Origin of the sequence: Klebsiella sp. HMSC09D12 (genome assembly GCF_001808475.1) — a bacterium.
Lineage (GTDB): Bacteria > Pseudomonadota > Gammaproteobacteria > Enterobacterales > Enterobacteriaceae > Klebsiella > Klebsiella oxytoca.
This window is the reverse complement of sequence record NZ_KV793382.1, coordinates 1-25,203: the sequence shown is the minus strand read 5'-3', so window position 1 is coordinate 25,203 and position 25,203 is coordinate 1. Positions and strand designations below refer to the sequence as shown.

Genomic DNA, 25,203 nt, shown 5'->3' with positions numbered 1-25,203 from the left:
TATGTTTAGCTATCCTCCCGTGAAAAAGGTCTCGGTCGTTATTCCTGTCTATAACGAGCAGGAGAGCCTGCCGGAGCTTATCCGCCGTACCGATACCGCCTGCGCGACGCTCGGTCGGCAGTATGAAATTCTGCTGGTCGACGATGGCAGCAGCGATGACTCGGCGCGAATGCTGACCGAAGCCGCTGAAGCCGAAGGCAGCCATGTAGTGGCGGTACTGTTGAACCGCAACTACGGCCAGCACTCGGCAATTATGGCGGGTTTTAGCCACGTCACCGGCGACCTGATCATCACCCTTGATGCTGACCTGCAAAACCCGCCGGAAGAGATCCCGCGCCTGGTGGAGAAGGCCGACGAAGGCTACGACGTTGTCGGTACCGTGCGTCAGAATCGCCAGGATACCTGGTTCCGTAAAAGCGCCTCCAGGATGATCAATCGTCTGATTCAGCGCACCACCGGTAAAGCGATGGGCGATTACGGCTGCATGCTGCGCGCCTATCGCCGCCATATTATCGACGCGATGCTTAACTGCCATGAGCGCAGTACCTTTATCCCGATTCTGGCGAATACTTTTGCCCGTCGCGCGGTGGAGATCCCGGTGATGCACGCCGAGCGCGAGTTCGGTGATTCCAAATACAGTTTTATGCGTCTGATTAACCTGATGTATGACCTGGTGACCTGCCTGACTACCACGCCGCTGCGCCTGCTGAGCCTGTTCGGCAGCGCCATCGCTCTGCTGGGCTTCGCCTTCGGTCTGCTGCTGGTGGTGCTGCGCCTGGTATTTGGCCCGCAGTGGGCGGCGGAAGGGGTGTTCATGCTGTTCGCGGTGCTGTTTATGTTTATCGGCGCCCAGTTCGTCGGTATGGGTCTGCTCGGGGAGTATATCGGCCGTATCTATAACGACGTTCGCGCCCGTCCCCGCTACTTTATTCAACGTGTTGTTCGCCAGCCGGAAACGGCATCTCAAGAGGAAGATCGTTCATGAAAGCCGTAGTCTTCGCTTATCACGATATGGGTTGTGCAGGTATTCAGTCTCTGCTGGATGCCGGTTATGACATCGCCGCCATTTTTACCCATCCGGATAACCCTGGCGAAAACCATTTCTTTGGCTCCGTGGCGCGCATTGCCGCGGAACAAGGTATTCCGGTATGGGCGCCGGAAGATGTGAATCATCCGCTGTGGATCGAACGTCTCCGCGAGATAAAACCGGACGTGCTGTTCTCGTTCTATTACCGCAATCTGCTGTGCGAGGACATTCTGAATATCGCGCCGCAGGGGGCTTTTAACCTGCATGGTTCCCTGCTGCCGAAATACCGCGGCCGCGCGCCGCTGAACTGGGTGCTGGTCAACGGCGAAAGCGAAACTGGCGTGACGCTGCACCGCATGGTGAACCGCGCCGATGCCGGGAATATCGTAGCGCAGAAAAGCGTAGCTATCGGCGAGGATGAGGCGGCGCTGGCCCTGCATCGTAAACTCTGCGCTGCGGCGTCGGACCTGCTGGCTCAGGCGCTGCCCGCGATCCGCGATGGCAAAATCGAAGAGCGCGCGCAGGATGAAAGCCAGGCGACCTGGGTCGGTCGCCGCACGCCGGAAGACGGTCGCCTCGACTGGGAGCACTCCGCCCGGAGCCTGCATAATCTTGTGCGCGCGGTTTCCGATCCATGGCCGGGCGCGTTCGGCTATGCCGGCGCGAACAAGTTTATCGTCTGGAAGTCCCGCGTACGTGACGATCTACCCGCCGCCAAAGCGGGGACCGTGCTTTCCGTCACGCCGCTGGTCGTCGCCTGTCAGGAAGGGGCATTAGAAATCGTCACCGGGCAGACCGAGCGCGGCGTTTATATGCAGGGTACGCAGCTGGCGCAGGCGCTGGGGCTGGTAGCCGGAGCGGTGCTGAGCAGCAAACCGGTCGTGGCGATTAAGCGCCGCACCCGCGTGCTGATCCTCGGGGTGAACGGTTTTATCGGCAACCACCTGACCGAGCGTCTGCTGCAGGACGACAACTACGAGATTTACGGACTGGACATTGGCTCAGACGCCATCAGCCGCTTCCTCGACAACCCGCGTTTCCACTTCGTTGAGGGCGATATCAGCATCCACTCCGAGTGGATCGAGTATCACATCAAGAAGTGCGATGTGGTCCTGCCGCTGGTGGCGATTGCCACGCCAATCGAATATACCCGTAACCCGCTGCGCGTGTTTGAGCTGGATTTCGAAGAGAACCTGAAGATTATCCGCGACTGCGTGAAGTACGATAAGCGCATCATTTTCCCGTCGACCTCGGAAGTGTACGGCATGTGCACCGACAACAATTTCGATGAAGATGCCTCTAATCTGGTCGTCGGGCCGATTAACAAACAGCGCTGGATCTACTCGGTCTCCAAGCAGCTACTGGCTCGCGTGATCTGGGCCTACGGCGATAAGAACGGCCTGAAGTTTACCCTGTTCCGTCCGTTCAACTGGATGGGGCCGCGCCTTGATAACCTGAACGCCGCGCGTATCGGCAGCTCTCGCGCCATTACTCAACTGATCCTCAACCTGGTAGAAGGCTCGCCGATCAAGCTGATTGAAGGCGGGAAACAGAAGCGCTGCTTCACCGATATCAGCGACGGTATCGAAGCGCTGTTCCGCATCATTGAGAACAAAGACGGCCGCTGCGACGGGCAGATCATCAACATCGGTAACCCGGATAACGAAGCGAGCATCAAAGAGCTGGCGGAAATGCTGCTGGCCTGCTTTGAACGTCATCCGCTGCGCGACCGTTTCCCGCCGTTTGCCGGTTTCCGCGAAGTGGAAAGCAGCGATTATTACGGGAAGGGTTATCAGGACGTCGAGCACCGTAAGCCCAGCATTCGCAACGCGAAACGCTGCCTGAACTGGGTGCCGACGGTCGAAATGGAAGAGACCGTGAAACATACCCTGGACTTCTTCCTGCGCACGGTTGAATTGACGGACAACGGCAAATCATGAAACAGGTCGGCTTACGCATAGATGTCGATACCTTTCGCGGCACGCGGGACGGGGTCCCGCGGCTGCTGGCTCTGCTGAGCCAGCACGGGATTCAGGCAAGCTTCTTTTTCAGCGTCGGGCCGGACAATATGGGGCGTCATTTATGGCGCCTGATAAAACCGAAATTTCTGTGGAAGATGCTGCGCTCAAAGGCCGCTTCGCTGTACGGCTGGGATATCCTGCTGGCAGGTACCGCCTGGCCAGGGCGCAGGATCGGCGCGGGCAATGAAGAGGTTATACGTGCCGCCGCGCAGGAGCATGAAGTCGGTCTGCACGCCTGGGATCACTATAGCTGGCAAACGTGGAGCGGAGTCTGGCCGCAGGAGAAGTTGACGCTGGAGGTGGAGCGCGGGCTGCTGGAGCTGGAGCGGATCATCGGTCGTCCGGTGACCTGCTCCGCCGTTGCCGGCTGGCGTGCCGATCAGCGGGTCATTAAAGCCAAAGAGGCGTTTGATTTCCTCTACAACAGCGACTGCCGGGGAACCGCCCCTTTTCTGCCGCAGCTCGGTAACGGCGCTTCCGGGACCGTGCAGATCCCGGTCACCTTACCCACCTGGGATGAAGTGGTCGGCAGCGCGGTCGATATTGCGGGCTTCAATCGCTATCTGCTGGATTGCATCCACCGCGATAAGGGCACCCCGGTCTATACCATCCACGCTGAAGTGGAAGGGATCGCCTTTGCGCAACAGTTTGACGAGCTGCTGACCATGGCCGCTCAGCAAGAGATCCGTTTTTGCCCGCTAAGCCAGCTGCTGCCCGCCGATTTTAGCGCGCTGCCGCGAGGCAAGGTGGTTCGTGGTGAATTAGCCGGCCGGGAAGGCTGGCTTGGGCGTGAACAATTACTGAATTCGGGTGTTTGATGAAAAGCATTCGCTACGGCGCCTCTCTGGTCGCCCTTTTTGTCCTCTACTATTTACTCCCCCTCAACTTCCGCCTGCTGTGGCAACCGGATGAAACCCGCTACGCGGAGATCAGCCGCGAAATGCTGGCGACCGGCGACTGGGTGGTGCCGCACTTCCTCGGTCTGCGCTACTTTGAGAAGCCGATTGCCGGCTACTGGATCAACAGCATCGGCCAGTGGCTATTCGGTCATAATAATTTTGCCGTCCGCTTTGGGGTGGTGTTCTCCATTACCGTCACCGCCCTGCTGGTGGCCTGGCTGGCATGGCGTATTTTCCGCGATAAACGCCTGGCGATTTTGTCGGCAGTGATATTCCTGACCGCGCTGCTGGTCTACGGTATCGGCACCTATGCGGTGCTCGACCCGATGATTACCATGTGGCTGGCGCTGGCAATGTGCAGCTTCTGGGGTGCGGCGCAGGCTCAAAGCCACAGCGGTAAAATCTTCGGCTACGTCTTGCTGGGCGTGGCCTGCGGGATGGGGGTGATGACCAAAGGCTTCCTCGCGCTGGCGGTGCCGGTGGTTGGAGTGCTGCCATGGGTCATTGCGCGTAAACGCTGGCGTGAAGTGCTGACTTACGGCTGGCTGGCGGTGGGCGTCTGCGCGCTGGTGGTTCTGCCGTGGGGGCTGGCCATCGCCAAACGAGAGCCGGACTTCTGGCGCTACTTCTTCTGGGTTGAACATATCCAGCGTTTCGCGGAAAAAGATGCCCAGCATAAAGCGCCGTTCTGGTACTACATCCCGTTCCTGATTGCCGGAAGCCTGCCGTGGCTGGCGCTGCTGCCGGGAGCGCTCAAGCGCGGCTGGACCGAGCGCGACGAGTCGCGCGGGGCGCTCTATTTGCTCGGATGGGTGGCGATGCCGTTTCTGTTCTTCAGCATTGCTAAGGGTAAGCTTCCGACCTACATCCTGCCGTGTTTCGCGCCGCTGTCGATTCTGATGGCGCGCTACGCGCTGGATGCGGCAAAGGCGGGGGCGAAAGCGCTGAAAATTAACGGCGCGATCAACCTGGCTTTTGGCCTGATTGGTCTGGTAGCGGTGCTGGTGGTTTCGCCGTGGGGCTTTATGCACAAGCCGGTATGGAGCCATATTGAGCTGTATAAATGCCTGCTGGCGGCGCTAATATTCGGCTGTTGGGCGCTGATGGGATGGCTGGCGATGAAGAATAACGGTCGCCGCTGGACGCTTGCCGCGTGCTGCCCGCTGGGGTTGGCGCTGCTGGTGGGTTTCGCGATTCCCGACCGGGTTATCGACAGCAAGCAGCCGCAGTTTATGGTGGATATCGTGAGCGAATCGTTGACGCCGAGCCGCTACGTGTTGACCAATAACGTCGGTATTGCCGGCGGACTGTCCTGGGAGCTGAAGCGCAGCGATATTATCCTGTTCGACAAGCAGGGCGAGCTGAAATATGGTCTCTCCTGGCCGGATGCGCAGCACCAGTTTGTCGATAAGGCGCAATTTGCTGACTGGTTAGCGGCGCACCGCCAGCAGGGGCCGATCTCGTTGGTTCTGCTGATGGATAAAGGAGAGAGTATGGCCGATCTACCGCTACCGAAACCGGATAGCTCTTATGAGCTGGGGCGGGTAGTGTTTATCCAGTACCTGCCGCAATGAGCGTGTGGATCTGTCTGGTTTTCGCCAGCCTGCTGAGCTGCGCCGGACAGCTGTGCCAGAAACAGGCGACCCGCCCGTCCAAATCCGGGCGGCGCGGGCACCATATTCTTGGCTGGCTGGGGCTGGCGCTGCTCTCTCTGGGCTGTAGCATGCTGCTGTGGCTTAGCGTGCTGCAGTCGATTCCGGTCAGCATCGCCTACCCTATGCTGAGCCTGAACTTTGTCTGGGTGACGCTGGCAGCATGGGGGATCTGGCGCGAGCCGGTCGCACGCCGCCACTGGTTTGGCGTGGCGCTTATCGTCGTTGGGATCGTTATTCTGGGGAGCCGCATCTGATGGGCTTAATCTGGGCGTTATTCAGTGTCGGACTGGTGAGCGGCGCGCAGCTGCTGCTGCGCAGCGCGATGGTCGAGCTGCCGCCGCTGACGGATCTATTTACCTTCCTCAACCATCTGCTGCATCTGCGGGCGGGCACCTTTGGCCTGGCGTTTGGTCTTTTGGGTTACCTGCTGTCGATGGTCTGCTGGTACTTTGCCCTGCATCAGCTGCCGCTGGCGAAAGCCTACGCGCTGCTGAGCCTGAGCTACATTCTGGTCTGGGCCGCCGCCATCTGGCTCCCCGGCTGGCATGAACCTTTCCACTGGCAATCGCTGCTGGGCGTGCTGCTGATTGTCGCCGGGGTGCTGACGATCTTCTGGCCGGTGAAGCGGCAGGGCTAGCCCGGCAGCCTGCTTTTCGGGCGTCCGGGCCCGAGCAGGATGGCTAACTTACTGCCGCCTTTAGTGGTTTCCATCCATATTTTACAGACGCTGGTTAACGGCACCGACAGCAGCATTCCCACCGGGCCAAGCAGCCACCCCCAGACCAGCAATGAGAGGAAAACTACCAGCGTAGACATGCCCAACCGGTGGCCCATCATGCGTGGTTCGAGAATATTGCCGATAATCATATGCACGACTAAAAAGAGCGCGCCAACCAGCAGGCATTCGTAATAACCGTTAAAAAGTAACGCCTGGATCATTGGCGGGACGGCGGAAATCACCGAGCCAATGTTAGGCACATAGTTCAGCAGAAAAGCCAACACGCCCCACATCAGCGCAAACTGAACCCCCATCAGCATCAGTCCTAACCAGATAATCCCCCCTGTCCACAGGCTGAGCAACGTTTTCAGCGCCAGATAATGCGAGACGCCTTTTAACGCCCGGTGAAGACCGGCGATATGGATTTGCGGGTTGTTCAGTGCAAAGCGGAGTTTATAGGGGACATGACGGACTTCAAACAGCATAAAGACCACGGTCATGACCAGTAAAATAACGCTGGCCATGGCGCCGGAGAGGCCAGTCATCAGGACGGTAGTGAACGTCATTAGCTTGTCGGAGTCCATGCGTTGCAGCATACGTTCCGGGGACATGTGAATATGCAAAAACGGCAGCGCCTCCTGCAGGCGCAGGACTTTCGCCGTCAGCTCCTTATTATACTTTGGCAGCATGGCGACGAATTCGTTAACCGACGCGGCCAGCACGCCAATTAACGCGGTAAGTACGATCAGCATCACCACGACCACGATGGTAATGGCTACCGGACGTCTGATACCGCGGCGAATAAACCAGGTGACCAGCGGATTCAGGACAATGGCGAAGAACAACGCCAGTAATAGCTGTACGATGATATCTGCCGCGGCGTGGATACCGGCGAGGATAACCACCAGTGACGCCAGTTTGAGCAGAATATGCATGCCCGTTTTATCGGGCTGAGGGGTTGTCATTCACTCTTCCTTTCTATGATTTTCATTAAGTGTAGCGTCTGGCTTGCTGCCAGGAATCCTAATCTGGCTGCTGATTTATAACGTGCGGCGTGGTAGAAATGAAACACTGTTGTAAAAATCTGGTGGAACCCGATGCCCGAAACCGTCGCTGAACCGGCGCTTAATGGATTGCGCCTCAATCTGCGGATTGTCTCTGTCGTTATCTTTAACTTTGCCAGCTACCTGACCATAGGCCTGCCGCTGGCGGTATTACCCGGCTATGTTCATGATGTAATGGGGTATAGCGCCTTCTGGGCCGGGCTGGTGATTAGCCTGCAGTATTTTGCTACGCTGCTCAGCCGCCCTCACGCCGGGCGCTATGCCGATCTGCTGGGCCCGAAAAAAATCGTTGTTTTTGGTCTGTGCGGCTGCTTTCTGAGCGGACTGTGCTATCTGCTGGCGGCGTTCTGCGGCGACTGGCCCGTGGTTAGTCTGGCGCTGTTGTGTCTGGGGCGCATTATTCTCGGCATCGGGCAGAGCTTTGCGGGCACCGGCTCAACGCTGTGGGGCGTAGGGGTAGTCGGTTCGCTGCATATCGGGCGGGTTATTTCCTGGAACGGGATTGTGACCTACGGGGCGATGGCGATGGGCGCGCCGCTCGGGGTGCTCTGTTACTCGCTGATTGGCCTGCACGGCCTGGCGTTGACGATTATGGCGGTTGCGCTGGTGGCGGTGCTGTGCGCGTTGCCGCGGGCGGCGGTAAAAGCGGGTAAGGGGAAAGCGATGTCGTTTCGCGCGGTGCTGGGGCGCGTCTGGCTCTACGGCATGGCGCTGGCCCTCGCATCGGCGGGTTTCGGCGTTATCGCCACCTTTATCACCCTGTTTTATGATGCCAAAGGCTGGGACGGCGCGGCCTTCGCCCTGACGCTGTTTAGCTGCGCCTTTGTCGGCACTCGCCTGCTGTTTCCCAACGGAATTAATCGCCTCGGTGGGTTGAACGTGGCGATGATCTGTTTTGTCGTCGAGATTATCGGGCTGCTGTTAGTGGGCCTGGCGGAGACGCCGCTGATGGCGAAAATCGGTACTTTCTTTGCCGGAGCCGGTTTTTCGCTGGTGTTCCCGGCGCTTGGCGTGGTGGCGGTGAAGGCGGTGCCGCAGCACAACCAGGGGTCGGCGCTGGCAACCTATACGGTATTTATGGATCTCTCGCTGGGGATCACCGGCCCGCTGGCCGGGCTGCTGATGGCGTGGGCGGGAATTTCATCGATCTATCTGGCGACGGCGGGGCTGGTCGCGGTAGCGCTGCTGCTGGGATGGCGATTAAAAAAACGGCCCCCGGTCAATGAACCGGAGGCCGCGGCGTCAGGCCAGTAGTTACTGGATGACAAGGGTGTTGATAATGTTTTCCGCTTCGGTCTGAGCCTGCTGCTGGTTGTCCGCTGGCAGCGTGATCTGCAGCGTCAGCAGTTTGTCATCAACCTTGCCGAGAAGCACGGAAGACCAGGCGGTCTGGCCCTTAGCGGAGATGATGGTGTCCAGCTGTTGCAGGGTGTGGCCTTTGAGCTCAATGGATTTATTGCTCACGACCTGGAGCTGCGGGTCGCGGCTGCGCTGCTGCTCTTCCAGGCGCTGGCTCATCACCGCCAGCTCTTCGTTGGTATTGTCGCCAACAATCACGATCACCGCTTTTTGTCCGGTGGCATCAGAGTAGACGTGCATATTGTTGGCCTGGGTGCCCAGCTTGCCGCTCTGGTCGGTCATACCGGCAGGCAGGGAGAAGCTCAGTTTGCCATCCAGCAGACTAATAGGTTGCCCGCTGGCGTTGCTTTCCGCAGCAGCCCCGGCAGTCGGCGTTTTGGTATCGCTGTTATCACAGGCAGCAAGCCCCATAACCAGCAGGCCAATACCGACATATTTAACCAAATTGCGCATTGACATCTTCCTTTCGATAAACGGCCATTAACGGCTCATTTGCTTATCTTATCACATCGTTTCGCGAGTACTCTTAACCTGGCTGCAATGCGGATAAATCAGATTTATCTGCCAGTTTTTTCAGCAGCATATTCAACAACATGCCGTACATCGGCAGGAAGAATACGATGCTAATCAGCACTTTGAAGCAATAATCGACGATGGCGATTTCCCCCCAGTGCGCCGCCATAAACGGGTCCGGGCTGCGCCAGAAGGCAATAAAGAAGAAGGCCAGCGTATCGCTGATGTTACCGAAAAGGGTGGATGCCGTGGGCGCCAGCCACCAGCGGCGGCTCTGACGCAGGCGGTTAAAGACGTGGACGTCAAGGATTTGCCCCAGCGCGTAGGCCATAAAGCTGGCGGCGGCGATACGAGCGACAAACAGGTTAAAGCTGGTTAAGGCGGCAAAGCCCTGCCACTCGCCCATGTAGAACAGCGCGGAAACCCCGTAGGAGATCAGCAGCGCCGGGATCATCACCGCGAGGATAATGCGTCGCGCCAGCGGAGCGCCGAAAATGCGTACCGTCAGATCGGTGGCGAGGAAAATAAACGGAAAGCTGAACGCGCCCCAGGTGGTATGAAAACCAAAGATGGAGATTGGTAGCTGCACCAGATAGTTACTGGAAGTGATGACCAGCAGATGGAAAAGCGATAGCCAGATCAGCGCTTTTTTACGCTGTACGGTAGTAAACGGACTCATATTGTGACCTTTTTATGCCCGTTATTCTTCAAGCTGCAGATGCGTTAACTTTCCTCGCACATCCCAGTCACTTACTGATGTAAGCTCCTGGAAATTCGCTGCGTCGTCGCCTTTCTGCAACTCGAATGATTTAGGGCCAGAGAGTTGGGGTGAGGGAACCCAATAAAAACGGCTGCATGATACTGCGTTGCGTGCGTAATGCAATGGTTGTTTTTCGCGCAAACGTTAACCTGGCTTGCGTACTGGCGAACTGGGGGTAAACTAGGGCCGTTTTGTTAATGTGAGATGAAAATGAGCGAACTTTTCTCCAGCCCTGACCATACGCTTGATGCGCAGGGGCTTCGTTGCCCGGAACCGGTGATGATGGTGCGCAAGACCGTGCGTACGATGCCGGTGGGCGAGACGCTGCTAATCGTGGCCGACGATCCGGCTACCACCCGCGATATTCCCGGTTTCTGCCGCTTTATGGAGCATGAGCTACTGGCGCAGGAAACCGAGGCGCTGCCGTACCGCTATCTGATTCGTAAAAGCCACTGAGCCAGGCCTCCCCGGATGGCGGCTGACGCCTTATCCGGGCTACAAAAAAACAGACCGCACTAACCTGTAGCCCGGGCAAGGCGCGTCAGCGCCGCCCCCGGGGCTTGCCCTCACTTCTTACGCAGCAGGCGTAGCGCGTTAGCGGTGACCAGCACCGTCGCCCCGGTATCAGCCAGCACCGCCAGCCACAGGCCGGTCAGGCCGAGCAAGGTGGTGACGAGGAAAATGCCCTTCAGACCCAAAGCGATGGCGATGTTCTGCCGGATATTGGCGTGGGTGGCGCGCGCCAGCGAAATCATCTGCGCCAGCCCGGTCAGGCGGTTATGGGTCAATGCCGCATCGGCGGTCTCCAGAGCAACGTCGGTGCCGCTGCCCATCGCGATACCTATCGTCGCCGCTTTCATCGCCGGCGCATCGTTGATACCGTCGCCGACCATGGCCAGCGGCGACTGGGCATTAAGCGCTATCACCGCCTGCACTTTGTCCGCGGGCAGCAGCCCGGCGCGGAACGCCAGTCCCAGCTCGTTAGCGATAGCCGCCGCCGCACGTGGATTATCGCCGGTCAGTATCACTCCCTGAACGCCCAACTGATGGAGCTCATCCACCGCCTGACGGGCATCATCGCGAAGCGTATCGCGCAGCGCCAGAATCCCCAGCAGCGTCTTATCGCGCATTACCAGCACCACGGTTTGCCCGGCGCTCTCCAGCTGCTGAATAGGTTCATCGTACTGCGGATCGCGAGTTTTACCGGCGGCGCAAATCAGCACCTGGCGTCCTTCAACCTGAGCCTCAATGCCGGATCCGGCCAGCGCGCGCTGATCGCTTGCCGACGGAATGACCAGCCGGCGCTGTTCTGCCTCACGCACGATAGCCTGGGCTAACGGGTGGCTGGAGCCTTGCTCCACGGCGGCCGCGAGCGCCAGCAGATCGTTTTCGCTGATGTCTGCGGTCGCCATCACCGCAGTGACGCGCGGCTGGCCGATGGTCAGGGTACCGGTTTTATCAAACGCCACCTGGCGCACGCGGCCGAGCTGCTCCAGCGCCGCGCCGCCTTTAATCAGCGCGCCGCGTCGTGCCGCTACCGCCAGCCCGGAGGTAATTGCCGCCGGGGTGGAGATCACCAGCGCGCACGGACAGCCAATCAGCAGCAGCGTTAAGCCTTTATAGATCCACGGCAGCCAGGCGCCCGCAAACAGCAGCGGCGGAACAATGGCCACCAGCAGGGCGACGACCATAATCGCCGGGGTATAGATGCGGCTAAAGCGATCGATAAAGCGTTCAATCGGCGCGCGGCGCTCCTCCGCTTCTTCAATCAGCTTAAGAATACGATCGATAGCGCTGTCGCCCGGTTTGGAGATCACCGTCAGCTGTACCAGACGATCGACGCTGGTGGCGCCGGCCGCTACGCGTTCCCCGGCGTTACGCTCTACCGGTACGGATTCACCGGTCAAAGCGCTCTCATCGAAGCTGGCGAAGGGGGAGAGTAGCTGGCCATCGGCAGGGAGGCGGCCTCCGGCGGCGACTTCAATCACGTCGCCGGGGCGCAGGTCGCGCTGGGCTACGGTTTCACGCACACCATCGCGTACGCGGATTGCCGTGTCGGGCTTCAGCGCCATCAATGCGCTGACGCCTTGCCGCGCGCGGCTGGCGGCCCATCCCTCAAGACGTTCGCCGATTAAAAACAGTAGCAGGACCATCGCCGCTTCGGCGGTGGCGCCGATAAACAGCGCGCCGATGGCTGCGACGCTCATCAGGGTTTCAATGGCGAACCAGCTTCCGCTTCTGATCAGGCGTATCGCTTGCCGGGCGACCGGCCACAGGCCGACCAGCGTGGTTGCGATGAAGGCGATTTCGCCCAGAGGCGGGCTGAACTGCTCCAGCCCCCAGCTTAGTCCCATCATGATGACCAGCGTGATGAGCGGCAGATTCTCGCGCAGCCACGAGGTGGGCGCCTCTGCCCGTGGCGCGTTTTCATCACGCAGCTGATAGCCCGCGGCGCGCACGGCGCTTTCGATTTGCGGACCAACATCGCCCTCGGCGTTGACCAGCAGCTTTTCGGTGGCGAACAGTACCTGCACCTGGCTGACCCCCGGTACCTGGCGAACGGCGGTTTCGACCTTGCGCGCGCAGGCTGCGCAATCCATGCCTTCTACCAGCCAACTAAAGCGTGCGTGACTCAGAGCCTCGTTTTCCTCGGTGGTTTCGCTGCGGCAGGCGTGGTCCGCGCAGCAGCTTTCCGCCGGCTGCGCGGCAGGGGTAAATTTTAACGATGAGAAGTGTGGGACTTTTTTATCCTGCGATTCTGGAGCCGACATAGGACCCTCCGGGTAATGATAATTTTCTCATTACCCGCAGGATACACTCTGGAGTCGACTCCAGAGTCAAGCGCTTAATTACAAATAAAGCGCGCGGACGATCAGGAAGTGCCCGGCGAAGTAAAATGCCGAGGAGATCGCGTTGTCAGCGCGGAAGCGGCGGCGATAATGGCTGATCAGCCAGACCGCGTTGCCGAGCAGCAGGAATGCCGCGCCAGCGAAGCCGGACAGGGCGGTATCCGTCGGGCGGGCGAACCACAGCTCCCCGGCCAGCCAGACCATCACCAGCGTCATCGCGATAAAGGTAAACACCGGCATCCGCATCTCTTCCAGACGCGTCCAGATAATCGCCAGCAGCAGCGCGCCGAGGATCAGCAGCACCAGCGGCAGCGGCCAGAAGAAAGATAGCGTCAGCTGGCTGGCAAACCAGATGGTGTAGAGCAGATGCGAGAGAAAGAATGCCCCCACGGCGTACATTACCCGCTGCCGCGGCAGCAGGGTCAGCGCGTCGCCGACCAGCGAGGCGCAAAGCCCCGCCAGCACCAGATAGCTGATGGCGTTAAACATCGGCGCTTGCCAGGCCAGTAACAGAAGCAGGATCAGCGTGACGGGTTTAAACACCCAGCGACGCCAGGCAGGCCCACGATAAGACGCATCGACGTAAAGCCATGCGGAGAAACAGACAGCAATAAATGACCAAAGCATAGTAAGTCCCTGTATCTGTTATCATTACGTAAGTGATTGTACTTACAGTACTGAATCTCAGTGTAGTGGTTTGCAGAGGAAGATGACAATGATAATCAAGCCACAGTATGCTTATTCCTGATAATTCCTGGGGGCAAGGTGAATGAGTAAAGTTCCGCTGTTTTTTATGGTTGCCGTTGCCATCATTGCGGTTGCCGCGTCGTATCGCTATGTGCAGCAGCGTCGGGAAAAAATGGATAACGATGCCGCGCCGCTGTTGCAAAAACGGGTGGTGGTGAGCAATAAGCGGGAGAAGGTGATTAACGATCGCCGTTCGCGCCAGCAGACGGTGATGCCTGCCGGCAGCGAAATGCGTTATGAAGCAAGCTTCAGGCCGGAAAGCGGCGGGCTGGAAGTGGTTTTTCGTCTGCAGGCGCCGCAGTATCATGCGCTAAGCGTCGGCGATAAGGGCGTACTGAGCTATAAAGGTTCGCGGTTTATGGGTTTTACGCCCGAGCCCTGAACCTTTTATTCGGCCTTATTTCTTCTTCAGGGTCGCCTTGAGCTTTTTCTGCCAGGCGACCAGTTCGAACACGCCGAAGATGAAAATACGAATCTGTTCGAAGCGCCCCAGCGGCGGCATCTCTTTCGTCTGCGTCGCCTTGAGCAGCGTGAGCTGCAGGCCGTGCATCAGAATCATAAAGATCAGCGCCACGTTAACAAAGATATTGAGCGGCTTTGGGAACGGTTGGAACAGATTCAGCAATAAAAACGCCCACACGCACAGCATCAGCAAGCGGCCAAAGTTAATCAGCATGGTTTTCTCCTTGTGCCTCACGTTGATAGAGACGGTAGGCGACCTGTCCGGCTACTTTCTCACGGTACGGATGCCAGTTTACAGGCACCGGCGGTAACCCGTTTTCAACTTCACTTTCAATGTAGATGAGCGCTTCATCGCTAAGCCAGCCGTTGTTTTCCAGCAGCTTTAGCGTCTCTTCAAGCAGCCCTTTGCGAAACGGGGGATCGACAAACACGATGTGATGCGGCGTGCCCGCCTGAGCAAGAAACGCTAAGGTATTGGTATTCACGACTTTGCCGTTGCTGGCTTTGAGAGTCGCCAGATTTTTTTGCAACTGCTGCGCGACGCCGCGTTCCATTTCCAGCAGCGTGGCGTTAGCCGCGTAGCGGGAGAGGGCTTCAAGGCCCAGCGCGCCGCTGCCGGCGAAGCAATCGAGGCAGCTCGCGTCAACGATCGACGGCGCCAGCCAGTTAAATAGCGTTTCGCGCACCCGGTCGGTGGTCGGGCGCAGACCCGGGCTCTCCGGCACCGGTAATTTACGGCCTCGCCATTGCCCGCCGATAATACGGATCTGACCGCTGCCTGCGTGGTTTGGTTTCTTCATTTCTTTGCTCAAGTCTCAACTTCCGGGCTGCTATTCTAACGATCGCCAGCGGTTGACGAAACCTTAATCCGGGGGCGGTGATGCGAGTTAAGTTAAGTGGTAGACTATCCGACTAATTTCATCATTTTTCAGCTTCCGCTATCAACAGGCCGAAGCTGTGCCATGAATTAACAGCGAGGAGTGTAGTCGCAAATGGCGAAAGACAAAAAACGTGGCTTCTTTTCCTGGCTGGGCTTTGGTCAAAAAGAACAGGCGCAGGAAACCGACGCAGAACAAAAAGTAGAAGCCCAGCAAGAGGTTGAAGAACAGGCTCCGGAAAGCGAAACGCCTGCGGCTGCGCCGGAAACGGTCGACGCGCCGGCGACGGAGCACCAGGATGCCGAAGCCTTTGCCGTCGAGGTGGTCGAGGTGACCGGGCAGGTTGTGGAGAGCGAACAGCCGCAGGCGGTTGTCGACTCCCCGGCAGTTGAGACGATTGCAGAACCGCCTGTGGTTGAGGAAATTGTCGCTGAGCCTGTAGTTGAAGAAGCTATCGCCGAGCCGGTAGTGGCTGAAGCTATAGTTGAGCTGACGCCGGAAGAGGTGATTGCCGAACCGGAAGCTGTCGTTGTTGAAAAAGGTGAAGAGGCTGTCATTGAAGAGCCGGAAATCGTTGAGCCGGTAGAAGAAGCCGAAATCACTGACGAAGAGCTGGAAGCGCAGGCGCTGGCTGCAGCCGATGCGGCGGAAAACGCCGTGGAAGTGGTGCCGGACGAAACCGTGGTGACGCCGTTAGAGCAGGAAAAACCCACCAAAGAAGGGTTCTTCGCTCGCCTCAAACGCAGCCTGATAAAAACCAAGCAGAACCTCGGTTCCGGATTTATCAGTCTGTTCCGCGGCAAGAAAATCGACGATGATCTGTTTGAAGAGCTGGAAGAGCAGCTGCTGATTGCCGATGTCGGCGTGGAAACCACCCGTAAGATCATCACTAATCTTACCAACGACGCCAGCCGCAAGCAGTTGCGCGACGCCGAGGCGCTGTACGGCCTGCTGAAAGAAGAGATGGGCGATATTCTGGCGAAGGTGGACGAGCCGCTGAACGTAGAAGGCAAGGCGCCATTTGTAATTCTGATGGTTGGCGTCAACGGCGTCGGTAAAACCACCACCATCGGCAAGCTGGCGCGTCAGTTTGAGCAGCAGGGCAAATCGGTGATGCTGGCCGCGGGCGATACCTTCCGCGCGGCGGCGGTAGAGCAGCTTCAGGTGTGGGGTCAACGCAACAATATTCCGGTGATTGCCCAGCATACCGGCGCGGATTCGGCATCGGTTATTTTCGATGCCATCCAGGCGGCGAAGGCGCGCAACATTGACGTCCTGATTGCCGATACTGCGGGTCGTCTGCAGAATAAATCGCACCTGATGGAAGAACTGAAGAAGATTGTCCGCGTCATGAAAAAACTGGATGTCGATGCGCCGCATGAGGTCATGCTGACCATTGACGCCAGCACCGGGCAAAACGCGATTAGCCAGGCCAAACTGTTCCATGAGGCGGTTGGACTGACCGGTATCACTTTGACTAAGCTGGATGGTACCGCCAAGGGCGGGGTTATCTTCTCGGTTGCCGATCAGTTCGGTATTCCGATTCGCTACATCGGTGTTGGCGAACGTATTGAAGATCTGCGTCCGTTTAATGCGGGCGACTTTATTGAGGCACTTTTTGCCCGAGAGGATTAAAAATGATTCGCTTTGAACAAGTCAGCAAAGCCTATCTCGGTGGGAGACAAGCGCTGCAGGGGGTGACTTTTCACCTGCAGGCGGGTGAGATGGCGTTTCTGACCGGCCATTCCGGCGCGGGGAAAAGTACCCTGCTGAAGCTTATCTGCGGTATCGAGCGGCCCAGCGCCGGCAAAATCCTTTTCGGCGGCCATGACATTAGCCGCCTGAAGAGCCGCGAAGTGCCGTTTTTGCGCCGTCAGATTGGCATGATTTTCCAGGACCACCATCTGCTGATGGACCGTACCGTTTACGATAATGTGGCGATCCCGCTGATTATCGCCGGCGCCAGCGGCGATGACATTCGCCGTCGCGTGTCGGCGGCGCTGGATAAAGTCGGGCTGCTGGACAAAGCGAAAAACCTGCCGATTCAGCTTTCAGGCGGGGAACAACAGCGCGTGGGTATCGCCCGCGCGGTGGTCAACAAACCAGCGGTCCTGCTGGCGGATGAACCGACCGGTAACCTCGACGAAGCGTTGTCGGAAGGGATTTTACGTCTGTTTGAAGAGTTTAACCGCGTTGGGGTGACGGTGCTGATGGCGACGCATGATCTGGGGCTTATCTCCAGTCGTCCGTATCGCGTTCTGTCCCTCAGCGAGGGGCATATGCATGGAGGCCATATCGGTGAATAAGCGCGAGGCAATGAACCACATTCGCCGGTTCGGCAATCGATTCGATCGTTTCCGCAATGCGGGCGGAGCGGGCGGCAGCGGTGGACGCAATACGTCGAAGCGGCCTAAGGCGGCGCCGAATCCGGCTTCCCGCAAGAGCAACGTGTTCAATGAACAGGTGCGCTATGCCTGGCATGGTGCGGTGCAGGATCTGAAAAGCACGCCCCTGGCGACGTTCCTGACGGTGATGGTTATCGCCATTTCGTTGACCCTGCCAAGCGTGTGCTACATGGTCTACAAAAACGTCAGCACCGCGGCGTCGCAGTATTATCCCACGCCGCAAATCACCGTCTATCTGGAGAAAACGCTGGATGACGATGCCGCTGCGCGGGTAGTCGGTCAGCTGCAGGCGGAGCAGGGCGTCGAGAAGGTCAACTATCTGTCGCGTGATGAAGCCCTTGGCGAATTCCGCAACTGGTCAGGCTTCGGCGGCGCGCTGGATATGCTGGAAGAGAACCCGCTGCCGGCAGTGGCGATCGTCGTGCCGAAAATTGATTTCCAGAGTGTCGAAGCGCTGAACACGCTGCGCGACCGCGTGAGCCATGTTCAGGGCGTTGATGAAGTCCGAATGGATGATAGCTGGTTTGCGCGCCTCTCGTCGCTGACCGGGCTGGTCGGACGCGTTTCGGCGATGATCGGCGTACTGATGGTGGCGGCGGTGTTCCTGGTGATCGGCAACAGCGTGCGTCTGAGCATTTTCGCCCGCCGCGATACCATTAACGTGCAGAAACTGATTGGCGCAACCGACGGCTTTATTCTGCGTCCTTTTCTTTACGGCGGTGCGCTGCTGGGGTTCTCCGGCGCGTTTCTGTCGCTGATCCTGTCGGAAATTATGGTCATGCGCCTTTCGTCGGCGGTCACCGAAGTGGCGAAAGTCTTCGGCACGCAGTTTGAACTCAGCGGCTTAGGCTTTGATGAGTGCCTGCTGATGCTGATTGTTTGCTCAATGATTGGCTGGGTCGCCGCCTGGCTGGCAACCGTACAACATTTACGTCACTTTACTCCCGAGTAGTAAAAATCTGGTATAATCTTTCCCTGCACTGAATATCTCTCTGCAGGGAAAGAGTCCCTGTCGACGCTTCCCTAAACTTCATAACCATGTCACATTTTGTGCGTAATCTATTCACATCGTTGCATGGAACTTGTGGATAAAATCACTGTCTGATACTAATGTGAGTGATATTCTCGTTGCTCATCAATGCTGGCATGTTTGTTGTTCCGCTGTGAGGACAGAATGGTGCCAGAAGATATCGATTGAGAGGATTTGAATGACCAAAGATATGCAAACTTTAGCCTTAGCCCCCGTTGGTAACCTGGAATCGTACATCCGGGCTGCTAACACTTGGCCGATGTTGTCGGCTGATGAAGAGCGGGAGCTTGCTGAAAAGCTGCATTACCAGGGCGATCTGGAAGCAGCGAAAAAGCTGATCCTGTCTCACCTGCGCTTTGTTGTTCATATTGCTCGTAACTACTCGGGTTATGGCCTGCCGCAGGCGGATCTGATTCAGGAAGGCAACATCGGCCTGATGAAAGCCGTGCGCCGTTTTAACCCGGAAGTGGGCGTGCGTCTGGTTTCCTTCGCCGTGCACTGGATCAAAGCGGAGATTCATGAATACGTTCTGCGTAACTGGCGTATTGTGAAGGTCGCGACCACGAAAGCGCAGCGTAAGCTGTTCTTTAACCTGCGTAAAACTAAGCAGCGTCTGGGCTGGTTCAACCAGGACGAAGTCGAAATGGTGGCTCGCGAACTGGGCGTATCGAGCAAAGACGTGCGTGAGATGGAGTCACGTATGGCGGCGCAGGATATGACCTTCGACATGTCGTCGGATGATGAATCCGATAGCCAGCCGATGGCCCCGGTGCTCTATCTGCAGGATAAAACGTCTAACTTTGCCGACGGCATTGAAGACGACAACTGGGAAGAGCAGGCGGCGAACAAGCTGACCGACGCGATGCAGGGTCTTGACGAACGTAGTCAGGATATCATCCGCGCCCGCTGGCTGGACGAAGACAATAAGTCCACGCTGCAGGAGCTGGCGGATCGCTACGGCGTATCGGCCGAGCGAGTACGGCAGCTTGAAAAGAACGCCATGAAAAAACTGCGCGCCGCTATCGAAGCCTAATCTGCGCGCCAGTCCTCCGATAACGCCCCACATTACGTTGGGGCGTTTTGTTTTTCTGCCTCCGTCAGCGCCTGCGGGCAGTGCCTGTTCAGACACTCAAGCAGCACGTTGAACGCTGGCTCCATCTGCGTTTCCGGCTGCGAAGCAAACCCCATCAACAGTCCTTTCTTCCGCTGCGCCGTCAGGTAATAGCGCGACAGCGGACGCACTAAAATATTGCGCGCGTTGGCATCGCGGGCAATCGCCACGTCATCTGCCTCATCCGGCAAATTCAGAATCAGATGCAGTCCGGCATTGTCGCTGAAGTCCGACAGCGCATGCGCTCCGCAGTGCCGCTGAATCAGTTCGGTCAAAAAGACGCGACGGCGGCTGTAGAGCAGGCGCATACGACGAATGTGCGCCGAGTAATGACCGGCATTGATAAATTCCGCCAGCGCCAGCTGGATAAGCGAATGGCCGCCGCGGTAGAGCTCGGCATGGGCGTTTTTGAGTTCAGCCGCAAGCGGTCGAGGCAGCACGACGTAGCCCAGCCGCAGCCCCGGGTAGAGCGTTTTACTGAACGTGCCGACGTAGACCACCGGCGCTTCGGGGACTAAGCCCTGTAGTGCCGGGATCGGCTGGCCGGAAAAGCGAAACTCGCTGTCGTAATCATCTTCCACAATCCAGCTGCCGTGCTGATGGGCCAGGGTGAGCAGGCGCTGTCGGCGTTCAAGGCTCATTACCGCGCCGAGGGGATACTGATGGGATGGCGTAACGAAGATCAGCCGCGGCGCTTCGGCTACGCTTTCGGGCGGGCACAGGCCGCTGGCATCCACCACAATCGGCTCAGCCCGCACTTCATTCATCGCCAGCACGTGGCGAATGCCCCAGTAGGAAGGCTCCTCCACCCAGGCGAGATCGCCGCGGTCGCACAGCATGCGGGTGATCAGGTCGATGGCCTGGTGGATCCCTTCAGTAATAAGAATTTGATCTGCCTGACACAGAACGCCGCGCGCTACTCTCAGATAGTCCACCAACGCGTGCTGCAGCTCGGCGGTACCGCCGTTACAGCTATAGCTGAGCTGTTCGGGTTTTGGACGGCGGCTGATGCGTGCCTGAATTTTACTGAACAGCGGGTGGGGAAATGCATTGACGTCCGGTACGCCGGGGATAAACGCCCCCCACTGACGCGGGCTGGCGCTGATGTGCCCCAGCAGATGTTGGCCGCGACGGGAAAGAGTCCCGCTGGGGGGCTGCGCGGGATGGCTTTCGTTGGCGCTGCTGGCGGGAAGAAACATATCGGGCAGCGTTTTCGCCACGAAAGTGCCGCTGCCGCGACGGGACACAACGTACCCCTCAGCCAGGAGTTGTTCGTAAACTGTTAAAATTGTGTTGCGAGACATTCCTAGTTCCCCCGCCAGATCCCGCGACGGCGGCAGCCGGCTATGGGGCGGGAGAGAACCATCCAGAATGGCGTGGCGAATCGCCTTGTAAAGGCGCTTGTGCAGGAGCGGATCGGTTTCTTTCTGCAATCTGACCAGCACCAGGTCTGCGATAAGCGAACGCAATTGGATCCCTCAGATAATCTGAATTGGTACTCGATTATAGGGCCAAATCCTGTGTAAATAAACGACATAGTTTCGGATTTGTTGCGATAACGTGACACACATGACAGGAGATTCCCGGTGAAAAGTTCAGAACTGAATCAGCGTCGCCAGCAGGCGACTCCACGCGGCGTAGGGGTGATGTGCAGCTACTTTGTTGAGAAAGCTGAGAACGCTACGCTGTGGGATATTGAAGGGAATGAGGTGATCGATTTCGCCGCCGGCATCGCGGTGCTGAATACCGGCCATCGCCACCCAAAAATCGTTGCCGCCGTTGAACAGCAGCTGCAGGCCTTTACCCACACGGCTTACCAGATTGTCCCGTACGAAAGCTATGTCACGCTGGCCGAGCGGATTAACGAACTGGCGCCGATTGACGGTCCGGCGAAAACCGCCTTTTTTACCACGGGGGCAGAAGCGGTTGAAAACGCGGTGAAAATCGCGCGCGCTTATACCGGCCGTCCGGGGTTGATTACCTTCGGCGGCGGCTTCCACGGTCGTACGTTTATGACCATGGCGCTGACTGGCAAAGTGGCGCCTTACAAGATTGGTTTCGGCCCGTTCCCGGGCTCGGTTTATCACGCCGTCTACCCTAACGCCGCCCATGGCATTACCACCGCCGACGCGATGAAGAGCCTGGAGCGCATTTTCAAAGCGGATATCGCGGCCGATCAGGTGGCGGCGATTGTGCTGGAGCCGATTCAGGGGGAAGGCGGCTTTAACGTTGCCCCGCCTGAGTTTATGCAGGCGCTGCGCGCGCTGTGCGATACCCACGGCATTCTGCTGATTGCCGATGAAGTACAAACCGGCTTTGCGCGCACCGGTAAGCTATTTGCGATGCAGCACTATGATGTGAAGCCTGACCTGATGACGATGGCCAAAAGCCTGGCCGGCGGTTTCCCGCTCTCCGGCGTGGTAGGTCGCGCCGAGGTGATGGATGCGCCTGCGCCGGGCGGCCTGGGCGGCACCTATGCCGGTAACCCGCTGGCGGTCGCGGCGGCGCACGCTGTGCTGGACGTGATTGAAGAAGAACAGCTGTGCCAGCGCGCTGAGCGCTTAGGCAGCCATCTGAAAGAGGTGTTGAATCAGGCGCGTCAAAGCTGCCCGGCCATTGCTGACGTTCGCGGTCAGGGCTCGATGGTGGCGGTGGAGTTTAACGATCCGCAAACCGGGGAGCCGTCGGCGGAGATCACCCGTCAAATCCAGCAACAAGCCCAGGAGAACGGCCTGCTGCTGCTGAGCTGCGGCGTCTATGGCAACGTTATTCGCTTCCTCTATCCGTTAACGATTCCGGATGCGCAGTTTACGAAAGCGCTGGATATTCTGGCCCGCGTGCTGAAGCGCTAACTTTTCGTCCGGTCAGGCTGCGGCGGCACGGAAGCCGAACAGAAACAGGAGGCCGCAGACTGGTTATTCATGCTCAGCGTGAGTGGTTTATCACCCTGATATCACCTTTTTTCCGGCAGCGCACGCTGCCGGAATAAAACGGAAAATATTATGTCTGACAACTCCACCTTTTCTTCGGTTCTGACGAGCCGGGAGCGTACCGCTGTACCTGCAAAATCCCTGAGTTTCATTGAAGGCGTGTCAATGATCGTCGGCACCAATATCGGCGCTGGGGTGCTATCCATCGCCTATGCCTCCAGCAAAGCGGGCTTTCTGCCGCTGCTGTTTTGGCTGATTGTGGTCGGTAGTCTGACGACCATTACCATGCTCTACGTAGCGGAGTCGACGCTGCGCACGCGCAAGCATCTGCAGCTTAGCGGCCTGTCGCAGCGCTACGTTGGCCGCTTTGGCGCGCTGATGATGTTCCTCTCTGTTTGCGTCAACAGCGTCGGCGCGCTGACGGCCTATATGACCGGCAGCGGTAAATTATTGCATTCGTTATTCGGTATCTCGCCGGCTCTCGGCAGCGCGCTGTTTTTTATTCCGGCGGCCGGGGTACTTTATCTTGGCCTGAAGGCGATTGGCCGGGGCGAGAAATTTATCAGTATCGGCATGGTCGTCATGATAACCATACTTGTCGCCGCGACGTTGCTGAAAGAGACCGCCAGCGTCGGCTATTTGCTGGATGGTAACTGGCTGTATATGGTGCCGGTATTTAACGTTGTCGCGTTCTGCTTCTCCGCGCAGTATATCGTGCCGGAAATGGCGCGCGGTTTCGCTGATAAACCGGAGAAACTGCCGAAGGCCATTATGGTGGGAATGTTATTAACCTTTTGCCTGCTGGCGCTGGTCCCGCTCTCGGTGATTGCATTAAGCGGGCTGGATAATATTTCTGATGTGGCGACCATTTCCTGGGGTCGTGCGCTCGGCGAGTGGGCCTTCTTCTCGGCAAACCTTTTTGCGCTCTGCGCGATGCTGACCTCCTATTGGGGGCTGGGCGGCAGCTTCCTGACCAATATCTTCGATCAGTTTCGCCTTGGCAACGACGAGCAGCCGTTGAAACGCTTTAAGGTGCTGTTAGTGGTCGCCGTACCGCCTTTCATTCTGGCCTACAGTGGGATGGTATCCTTCGTGAATGCGCTCTATTTTGCCGGGGTATTTAGCGGGGTGATTTTATCTATCATGCCGATCCTGATCCTTAAAGGCTCTCGCAGGCAGGGTGATATCAATCCCGGCTGGACCTGCCCGGCGCTGATTACGCATCCTTTAATCCAGATCTTCATCGTATTGCTCTATCTTTGCAGCGCCGCCTACGCCATTGCTTCCGCCTTTGGCTACCTGCCTGCGGGCTGGTAGTACCGTCGCTCATGCCACCGCGTTCGGTTTATTCCGGCGCGGGTTTTTATTTGTCACTTATCTGTTACATACTCCGCAATTTTATCGTTTCCAATTCTCCTGAATGACGGTATGTTTAGCATAGTGTGCTGCAAAAGCGCAGGCGGCAGACCCTAATCTAACTATCATATGCTTTACTTATGTGTCTAATTAGAATAATGCGCTAATAAACAACATCACAACAAATGCAAAAACCATAATAATGGGGAGCCTCAGGATGAATATGAAGGGTAAAGCGTTACTGGCAGGATGTATTGCCTTAATCATGAGCGGTGCGGCAATGGCCGAGGATATCAAAGTGGCCGTTGTTGGCGCGATGTCCGGTCCGGTAGCGCAGTACGGCGACCAGGAGTTCACTGGCGCAGAGCAGGCTATTGCGGATATCAACGCTAAAGGCGGTATCAAAGGCAATAAGCTGCAGATGGTAAAGTACGATGACGCCTGTGACCCGAAACAAGCGGTTGCCGTCGCCAACAAAGTGATTAACGACGGTATCAAATACGTTATCGGCCACCTGTGCTCTTCTTCCACCCAGCCGGCGTCTGATATCTATGAAGATGAAGGCGTGCTGATGATCACCCCGGCGGCCACCGCGCCGGAGCTGACAGCTCGCGGCTATCACCTGATTCTGCGCACTACCGGCCTGGACTCCGACCAGGGGCCAACCGCCGCCAAATATATTCTGGAAAGCGTGAAACCACAGCGTATCGCGATTGTTCACGATAAGCAGCAGTACGGCGAAGGCCTGGCCCGTGCTGTACAGGATAATCTGAAGAAGGGTGGCGCCAACGTGGTGTTCTTTGATGGCATCACCGCCGGCGAGAAAGACTTCTCCACCCTGGTGGCGCGTCTGAAAAAAGAGAATATCGACTTCGTTTACTACGGCGGCTATCACCCGGAGATGGGGCAGATCCTGCGTCAGTCTCGCGCCGCTGGCCTGAAAACGCAGTTTATGGGGCCGGAAGGTGTCGCCAACGTGTCGCTGTCTAATATCGCGGGCGCTTCTGCGGAAGGTATGCTGGTCACCAAGCCGAAAAACTACGACCAGGTTCCGGCGAACAAACCGATTGTGGATGCGATCAAGGCGAAGAAACAGGATCCGAGCGGCGCGTTCGTGTGGACCACCTATGCCGCGCTGCAGTCGCTGGAAGCGGGCCTGAATCAGTCTGACGATCCGGCTGAAATCGCGAAATACCTGAAAGGGGCAACGGTTGAGACCGTGATGGGGCCGCTCTCCTGGAACGAGAAGGGCGACCTGAAAGGCTTCGAATTCGGTGTGTTTACCTGGCATGCGAACGGTACGGCGACCGACGCCAAATAAATTTAACCTGCGCCTTTCGCGCCGCAGAGGCGTTGGCTGCACGCTTCAACCCCGGTCACTTACCGATGTAAGCTCCCGGGGATTTCAGCGCTTGCCGC

The 25,203-nt window shown here is 57.8% G+C and carries 24 protein-coding genes; 16 read left to right on the top strand and 8 right to left on the bottom strand.

What is annotated here, in order from left to right:
* Position 1: 1 nt before the first annotated feature.
* The 6 genes from arnC to arnF are packed head-to-tail and all read left to right on the top strand — an operon-like array spanning position 2 to position 6,239.
* Positions 2 to 985 (top strand): undecaprenyl-phosphate 4-deoxy-4-formamido-L-arabinose transferase, encoded by a 984-nt coding sequence (gene arnC, locus HMPREF3178_RS01200; RefSeq protein WP_004106606.1) that lies wholly within the window; start codon positions 2 to 4, stop codon positions 983 to 985.
* Positions 982 to 2,967 (top strand): bifunctional UDP-4-amino-4-deoxy-L-arabinose formyltransferase/UDP-glucuronic acid oxidase ArnA, encoded by a 1,986-nt coding sequence (gene arnA / locus HMPREF3178_RS01195; RefSeq protein WP_070584972.1) that lies wholly within the window; start codon positions 982 to 984, stop codon positions 2,965 to 2,967. The genes arnC and arnA overlap by 4 nt, the downstream gene beginning before the upstream one ends.
* Positions 2,964 to 3,866, top strand: a complete 903-nt coding sequence (arnD, locus tag HMPREF3178_RS01190) for a 4-deoxy-4-formamido-L-arabinose-phosphoundecaprenol deformylase (RefSeq protein WP_004116116.1) — start codon at positions 2,964 to 2,966, stop codon at positions 3,864 to 3,866. Before arnA ends, arnD begins: the two co-directional genes overlap by 4 nt.
* Entirely contained in the window at positions 3,866 to 5,521 is a 1,656-nt protein-coding gene (gene arnT / locus HMPREF3178_RS01185) for a lipid IV(A) 4-amino-4-deoxy-L-arabinosyltransferase (RefSeq protein WP_016807573.1), read from the top strand. The genes arnD and arnT overlap by 1 nt, the downstream gene beginning before the upstream one ends.
* Positions 5,518 to 5,856: a 4-amino-4-deoxy-L-arabinose-phosphoundecaprenol flippase subunit ArnE gene (gene arnE, locus HMPREF3178_RS01180; RefSeq protein ID WP_004106593.1), complete on the top strand. Its 339-nt coding sequence runs from the start codon at positions 5,518 to 5,520 to the stop codon at positions 5,854 to 5,856. The genes arnT and arnE overlap by 4 nt, the downstream gene beginning before the upstream one ends.
* Positions 5,856 to 6,239, top strand: coding sequence for a 4-amino-4-deoxy-L-arabinose-phosphoundecaprenol flippase subunit ArnF (gene arnF / locus HMPREF3178_RS01175; protein WP_004106591.1), 384 nt, complete (start codon positions 5,856 to 5,858; stop codon positions 6,237 to 6,239). Before arnE ends, arnF begins: the two co-directional genes overlap by 1 nt.
* Here the strand turns inward: arnF and HMPREF3178_RS01170 are convergent.
* Positions 6,236 to 7,285 carry an AI-2E family transporter gene (locus HMPREF3178_RS01170; RefSeq protein ID WP_004106590.1) on the bottom strand — a complete coding sequence of 350 codons (1,050 nt, stop codon included), beginning with the start codon at positions 7,283 to 7,285 and terminating at the stop codon, positions 6,236 to 6,238. The two genes, arnF and HMPREF3178_RS01170, sit on opposite strands and share 4 nt — an antisense overlap.
* 132 nt (positions 7,286 to 7,417) lie before the next feature.
* Here HMPREF3178_RS01170 and HMPREF3178_RS01165 point away from each other — a divergent pair, with 132 nt between their 5' ends.
* Positions 7,418 to 8,638 carry an MFS transporter gene (locus HMPREF3178_RS01165; protein ID WP_016807574.1) on the top strand — a complete coding sequence of 407 codons (1,221 nt, stop codon included), beginning with the start codon at positions 7,418 to 7,420 and terminating at the stop codon, positions 8,636 to 8,638.
* Here the strand turns inward: HMPREF3178_RS01165 and HMPREF3178_RS01160 are convergent, their stop codons facing one another.
* Together HMPREF3178_RS01160 and HMPREF3178_RS01155 are read right to left on the bottom strand one after the other, a co-directional pair.
* On the bottom strand, positions 8,639 to 9,196 hold the full coding sequence (locus HMPREF3178_RS01160) for a DcrB family lipoprotein (RefSeq protein WP_004106586.1): 558 nt from the start codon (positions 9,194 to 9,196) through the stop codon (positions 8,639 to 8,641). It lies immediately after the preceding gene.
* Between the two features lie 73 nt (positions 9,197 to 9,269).
* Positions 9,270 to 9,935, bottom strand: coding sequence for a 7-cyano-7-deazaguanine/7-aminomethyl-7-deazaguanine transporter (locus tag HMPREF3178_RS01155; RefSeq protein WP_004106584.1), 666 nt, complete (start codon positions 9,933 to 9,935; stop codon positions 9,270 to 9,272).
* 291 nt (positions 9,936 to 10,226) lie between these two features.
* Between HMPREF3178_RS01155 and tusA the strand changes: the two genes are divergently transcribed.
* Positions 10,227 to 10,472, top strand: coding sequence for a sulfurtransferase TusA (tusA, locus tag HMPREF3178_RS01150; protein ID WP_004106582.1), 246 nt, complete (start codon positions 10,227 to 10,229; stop codon positions 10,470 to 10,472).
* Between the two features lie 110 nt (positions 10,473 to 10,582).
* Here tusA and zntA read toward each other — a convergent pair whose 3' ends face one another.
* Positions 10,583 to 12,787, bottom strand: a complete 2,205-nt coding sequence (zntA, locus tag HMPREF3178_RS01145) for a Zn(II)/Cd(II)/Pb(II) translocating P-type ATPase ZntA (protein ID WP_017145292.1) — start codon at positions 12,785 to 12,787, stop codon at positions 10,583 to 10,585.
* Positions 12,788 to 12,865: 78 nt separating this feature from the next.
* Positions 12,866 to 13,492: a lysoplasmalogenase gene (locus HMPREF3178_RS01140; protein ID WP_004106578.1), complete on the bottom strand. Its 627-nt coding sequence runs from the start codon at positions 13,490 to 13,492 to the stop codon at positions 12,866 to 12,868.
* Between the two features lie 142 nt (positions 13,493 to 13,634).
* Between HMPREF3178_RS01140 and HMPREF3178_RS01135 the strand changes: the two genes are divergently transcribed.
* Positions 13,635 to 13,994, top strand: coding sequence for a DUF2500 domain-containing protein (locus tag HMPREF3178_RS01135; protein ID WP_017145293.1), 360 nt, complete (start codon positions 13,635 to 13,637; stop codon positions 13,992 to 13,994).
* Between the two features lie 15 nt (positions 13,995 to 14,009).
* On the opposite strand, the gene HMPREF3178_RS01130 is transcribed toward HMPREF3178_RS01135, so the two are convergent.
* Together HMPREF3178_RS01130 and rsmD are read right to left on the bottom strand one after the other, a co-directional pair.
* Entirely contained in the window at positions 14,010 to 14,288 is a 279-nt protein-coding gene (locus tag HMPREF3178_RS01130; protein ID WP_004106574.1) for a DUF1145 family protein, read from the bottom strand.
* Complete coding sequence (gene rsmD / locus HMPREF3178_RS01125) at positions 14,278 to 14,874, bottom strand: 16S rRNA (guanine(966)-N(2))-methyltransferase (protein WP_004106572.1); 597 nt, start codon at positions 14,872 to 14,874, stop codon at positions 14,278 to 14,280. The genes HMPREF3178_RS01130 and rsmD overlap by 11 nt, the downstream gene beginning before the upstream one ends.
* Before the next feature lie 192 nt (positions 14,875 to 15,066).
* On the opposite strand from rsmD, the gene ftsY reads away from it, so the two are divergent.
* The 4 genes from ftsY (at position 15,067) to rpoH (ending at position 19,420) form a co-directional block, all read left to right on the top strand.
* On the top strand, positions 15,067 to 16,587 hold the full coding sequence (gene ftsY, locus HMPREF3178_RS01120; protein ID WP_017145295.1) for a signal recognition particle-docking protein FtsY: 1,521 nt from the start codon (positions 15,067 to 15,069) through the stop codon (positions 16,585 to 16,587).
* Between the two features lie 2 nt (positions 16,588 to 16,589).
* Positions 16,590 to 17,258, top strand: a complete 669-nt coding sequence (gene ftsE / locus HMPREF3178_RS01115; RefSeq protein ID WP_004106557.1) for a cell division ATP-binding protein FtsE — start codon at positions 16,590 to 16,592, stop codon at positions 17,256 to 17,258.
* Complete coding sequence (ftsX, locus tag HMPREF3178_RS01110) at positions 17,251 to 18,309, top strand: permease-like cell division protein FtsX (RefSeq protein ID WP_024274786.1); 1,059 nt, start codon at positions 17,251 to 17,253, stop codon at positions 18,307 to 18,309. Before ftsE ends, ftsX begins: the two co-directional genes overlap by 8 nt.
* 256 nt (positions 18,310 to 18,565) lie before the next feature.
* Complete coding sequence (gene rpoH, locus HMPREF3178_RS01105) at positions 18,566 to 19,420, top strand: RNA polymerase sigma factor RpoH (RefSeq protein WP_004106554.1); 855 nt, start codon at positions 18,566 to 18,568, stop codon at positions 19,418 to 19,420.
* Positions 19,421 to 19,452: 32 nt separating this feature from the next.
* On the opposite strand, the gene HMPREF3178_RS01100 is transcribed toward rpoH, so the two are convergent.
* Positions 19,453 to 20,967 (bottom strand): MocR-like pyridoxine biosynthesis transcription factor PdxR, encoded by a 1,515-nt coding sequence (locus HMPREF3178_RS01100; protein ID WP_017145296.1) that lies wholly within the window; start codon positions 20,965 to 20,967, stop codon positions 19,453 to 19,455.
* A 117-nt stretch (positions 20,968 to 21,084) separates the two neighbouring features.
* Here HMPREF3178_RS01100 and HMPREF3178_RS01095 point away from each other — a divergent pair, with 117 nt between their 5' ends.
* The 3 genes from HMPREF3178_RS01095 to HMPREF3178_RS01085 all read left to right on the top strand — a co-directional run bounded on the left by HMPREF3178_RS01095 (position 21,085) and on the right by HMPREF3178_RS01085 (position 25,105).
* Positions 21,085 to 22,350 (top strand): 4-aminobutyrate--2-oxoglutarate transaminase, encoded by a 1,266-nt coding sequence (locus HMPREF3178_RS01095; protein ID WP_004116085.1) that lies wholly within the window; start codon positions 21,085 to 21,087, stop codon positions 22,348 to 22,350.
* A gap of 150 nt (positions 22,351 to 22,500) precedes the next feature.
* On the top strand, positions 22,501 to 23,745 hold the full coding sequence (locus HMPREF3178_RS01090) for an aromatic amino acid transport family protein (RefSeq protein WP_004106549.1): 1,245 nt from the start codon (positions 22,501 to 22,503) through the stop codon (positions 23,743 to 23,745).
* A gap of 256 nt (positions 23,746 to 24,001) precedes the next feature.
* On the top strand, positions 24,002 to 25,105 hold the full coding sequence (locus HMPREF3178_RS01085) for a branched-chain amino acid ABC transporter substrate-binding protein (RefSeq protein WP_016807580.1): 1,104 nt from the start codon (positions 24,002 to 24,004) through the stop codon (positions 25,103 to 25,105).
* Positions 25,106 to 25,203: the final 98 nt, after the last annotated feature.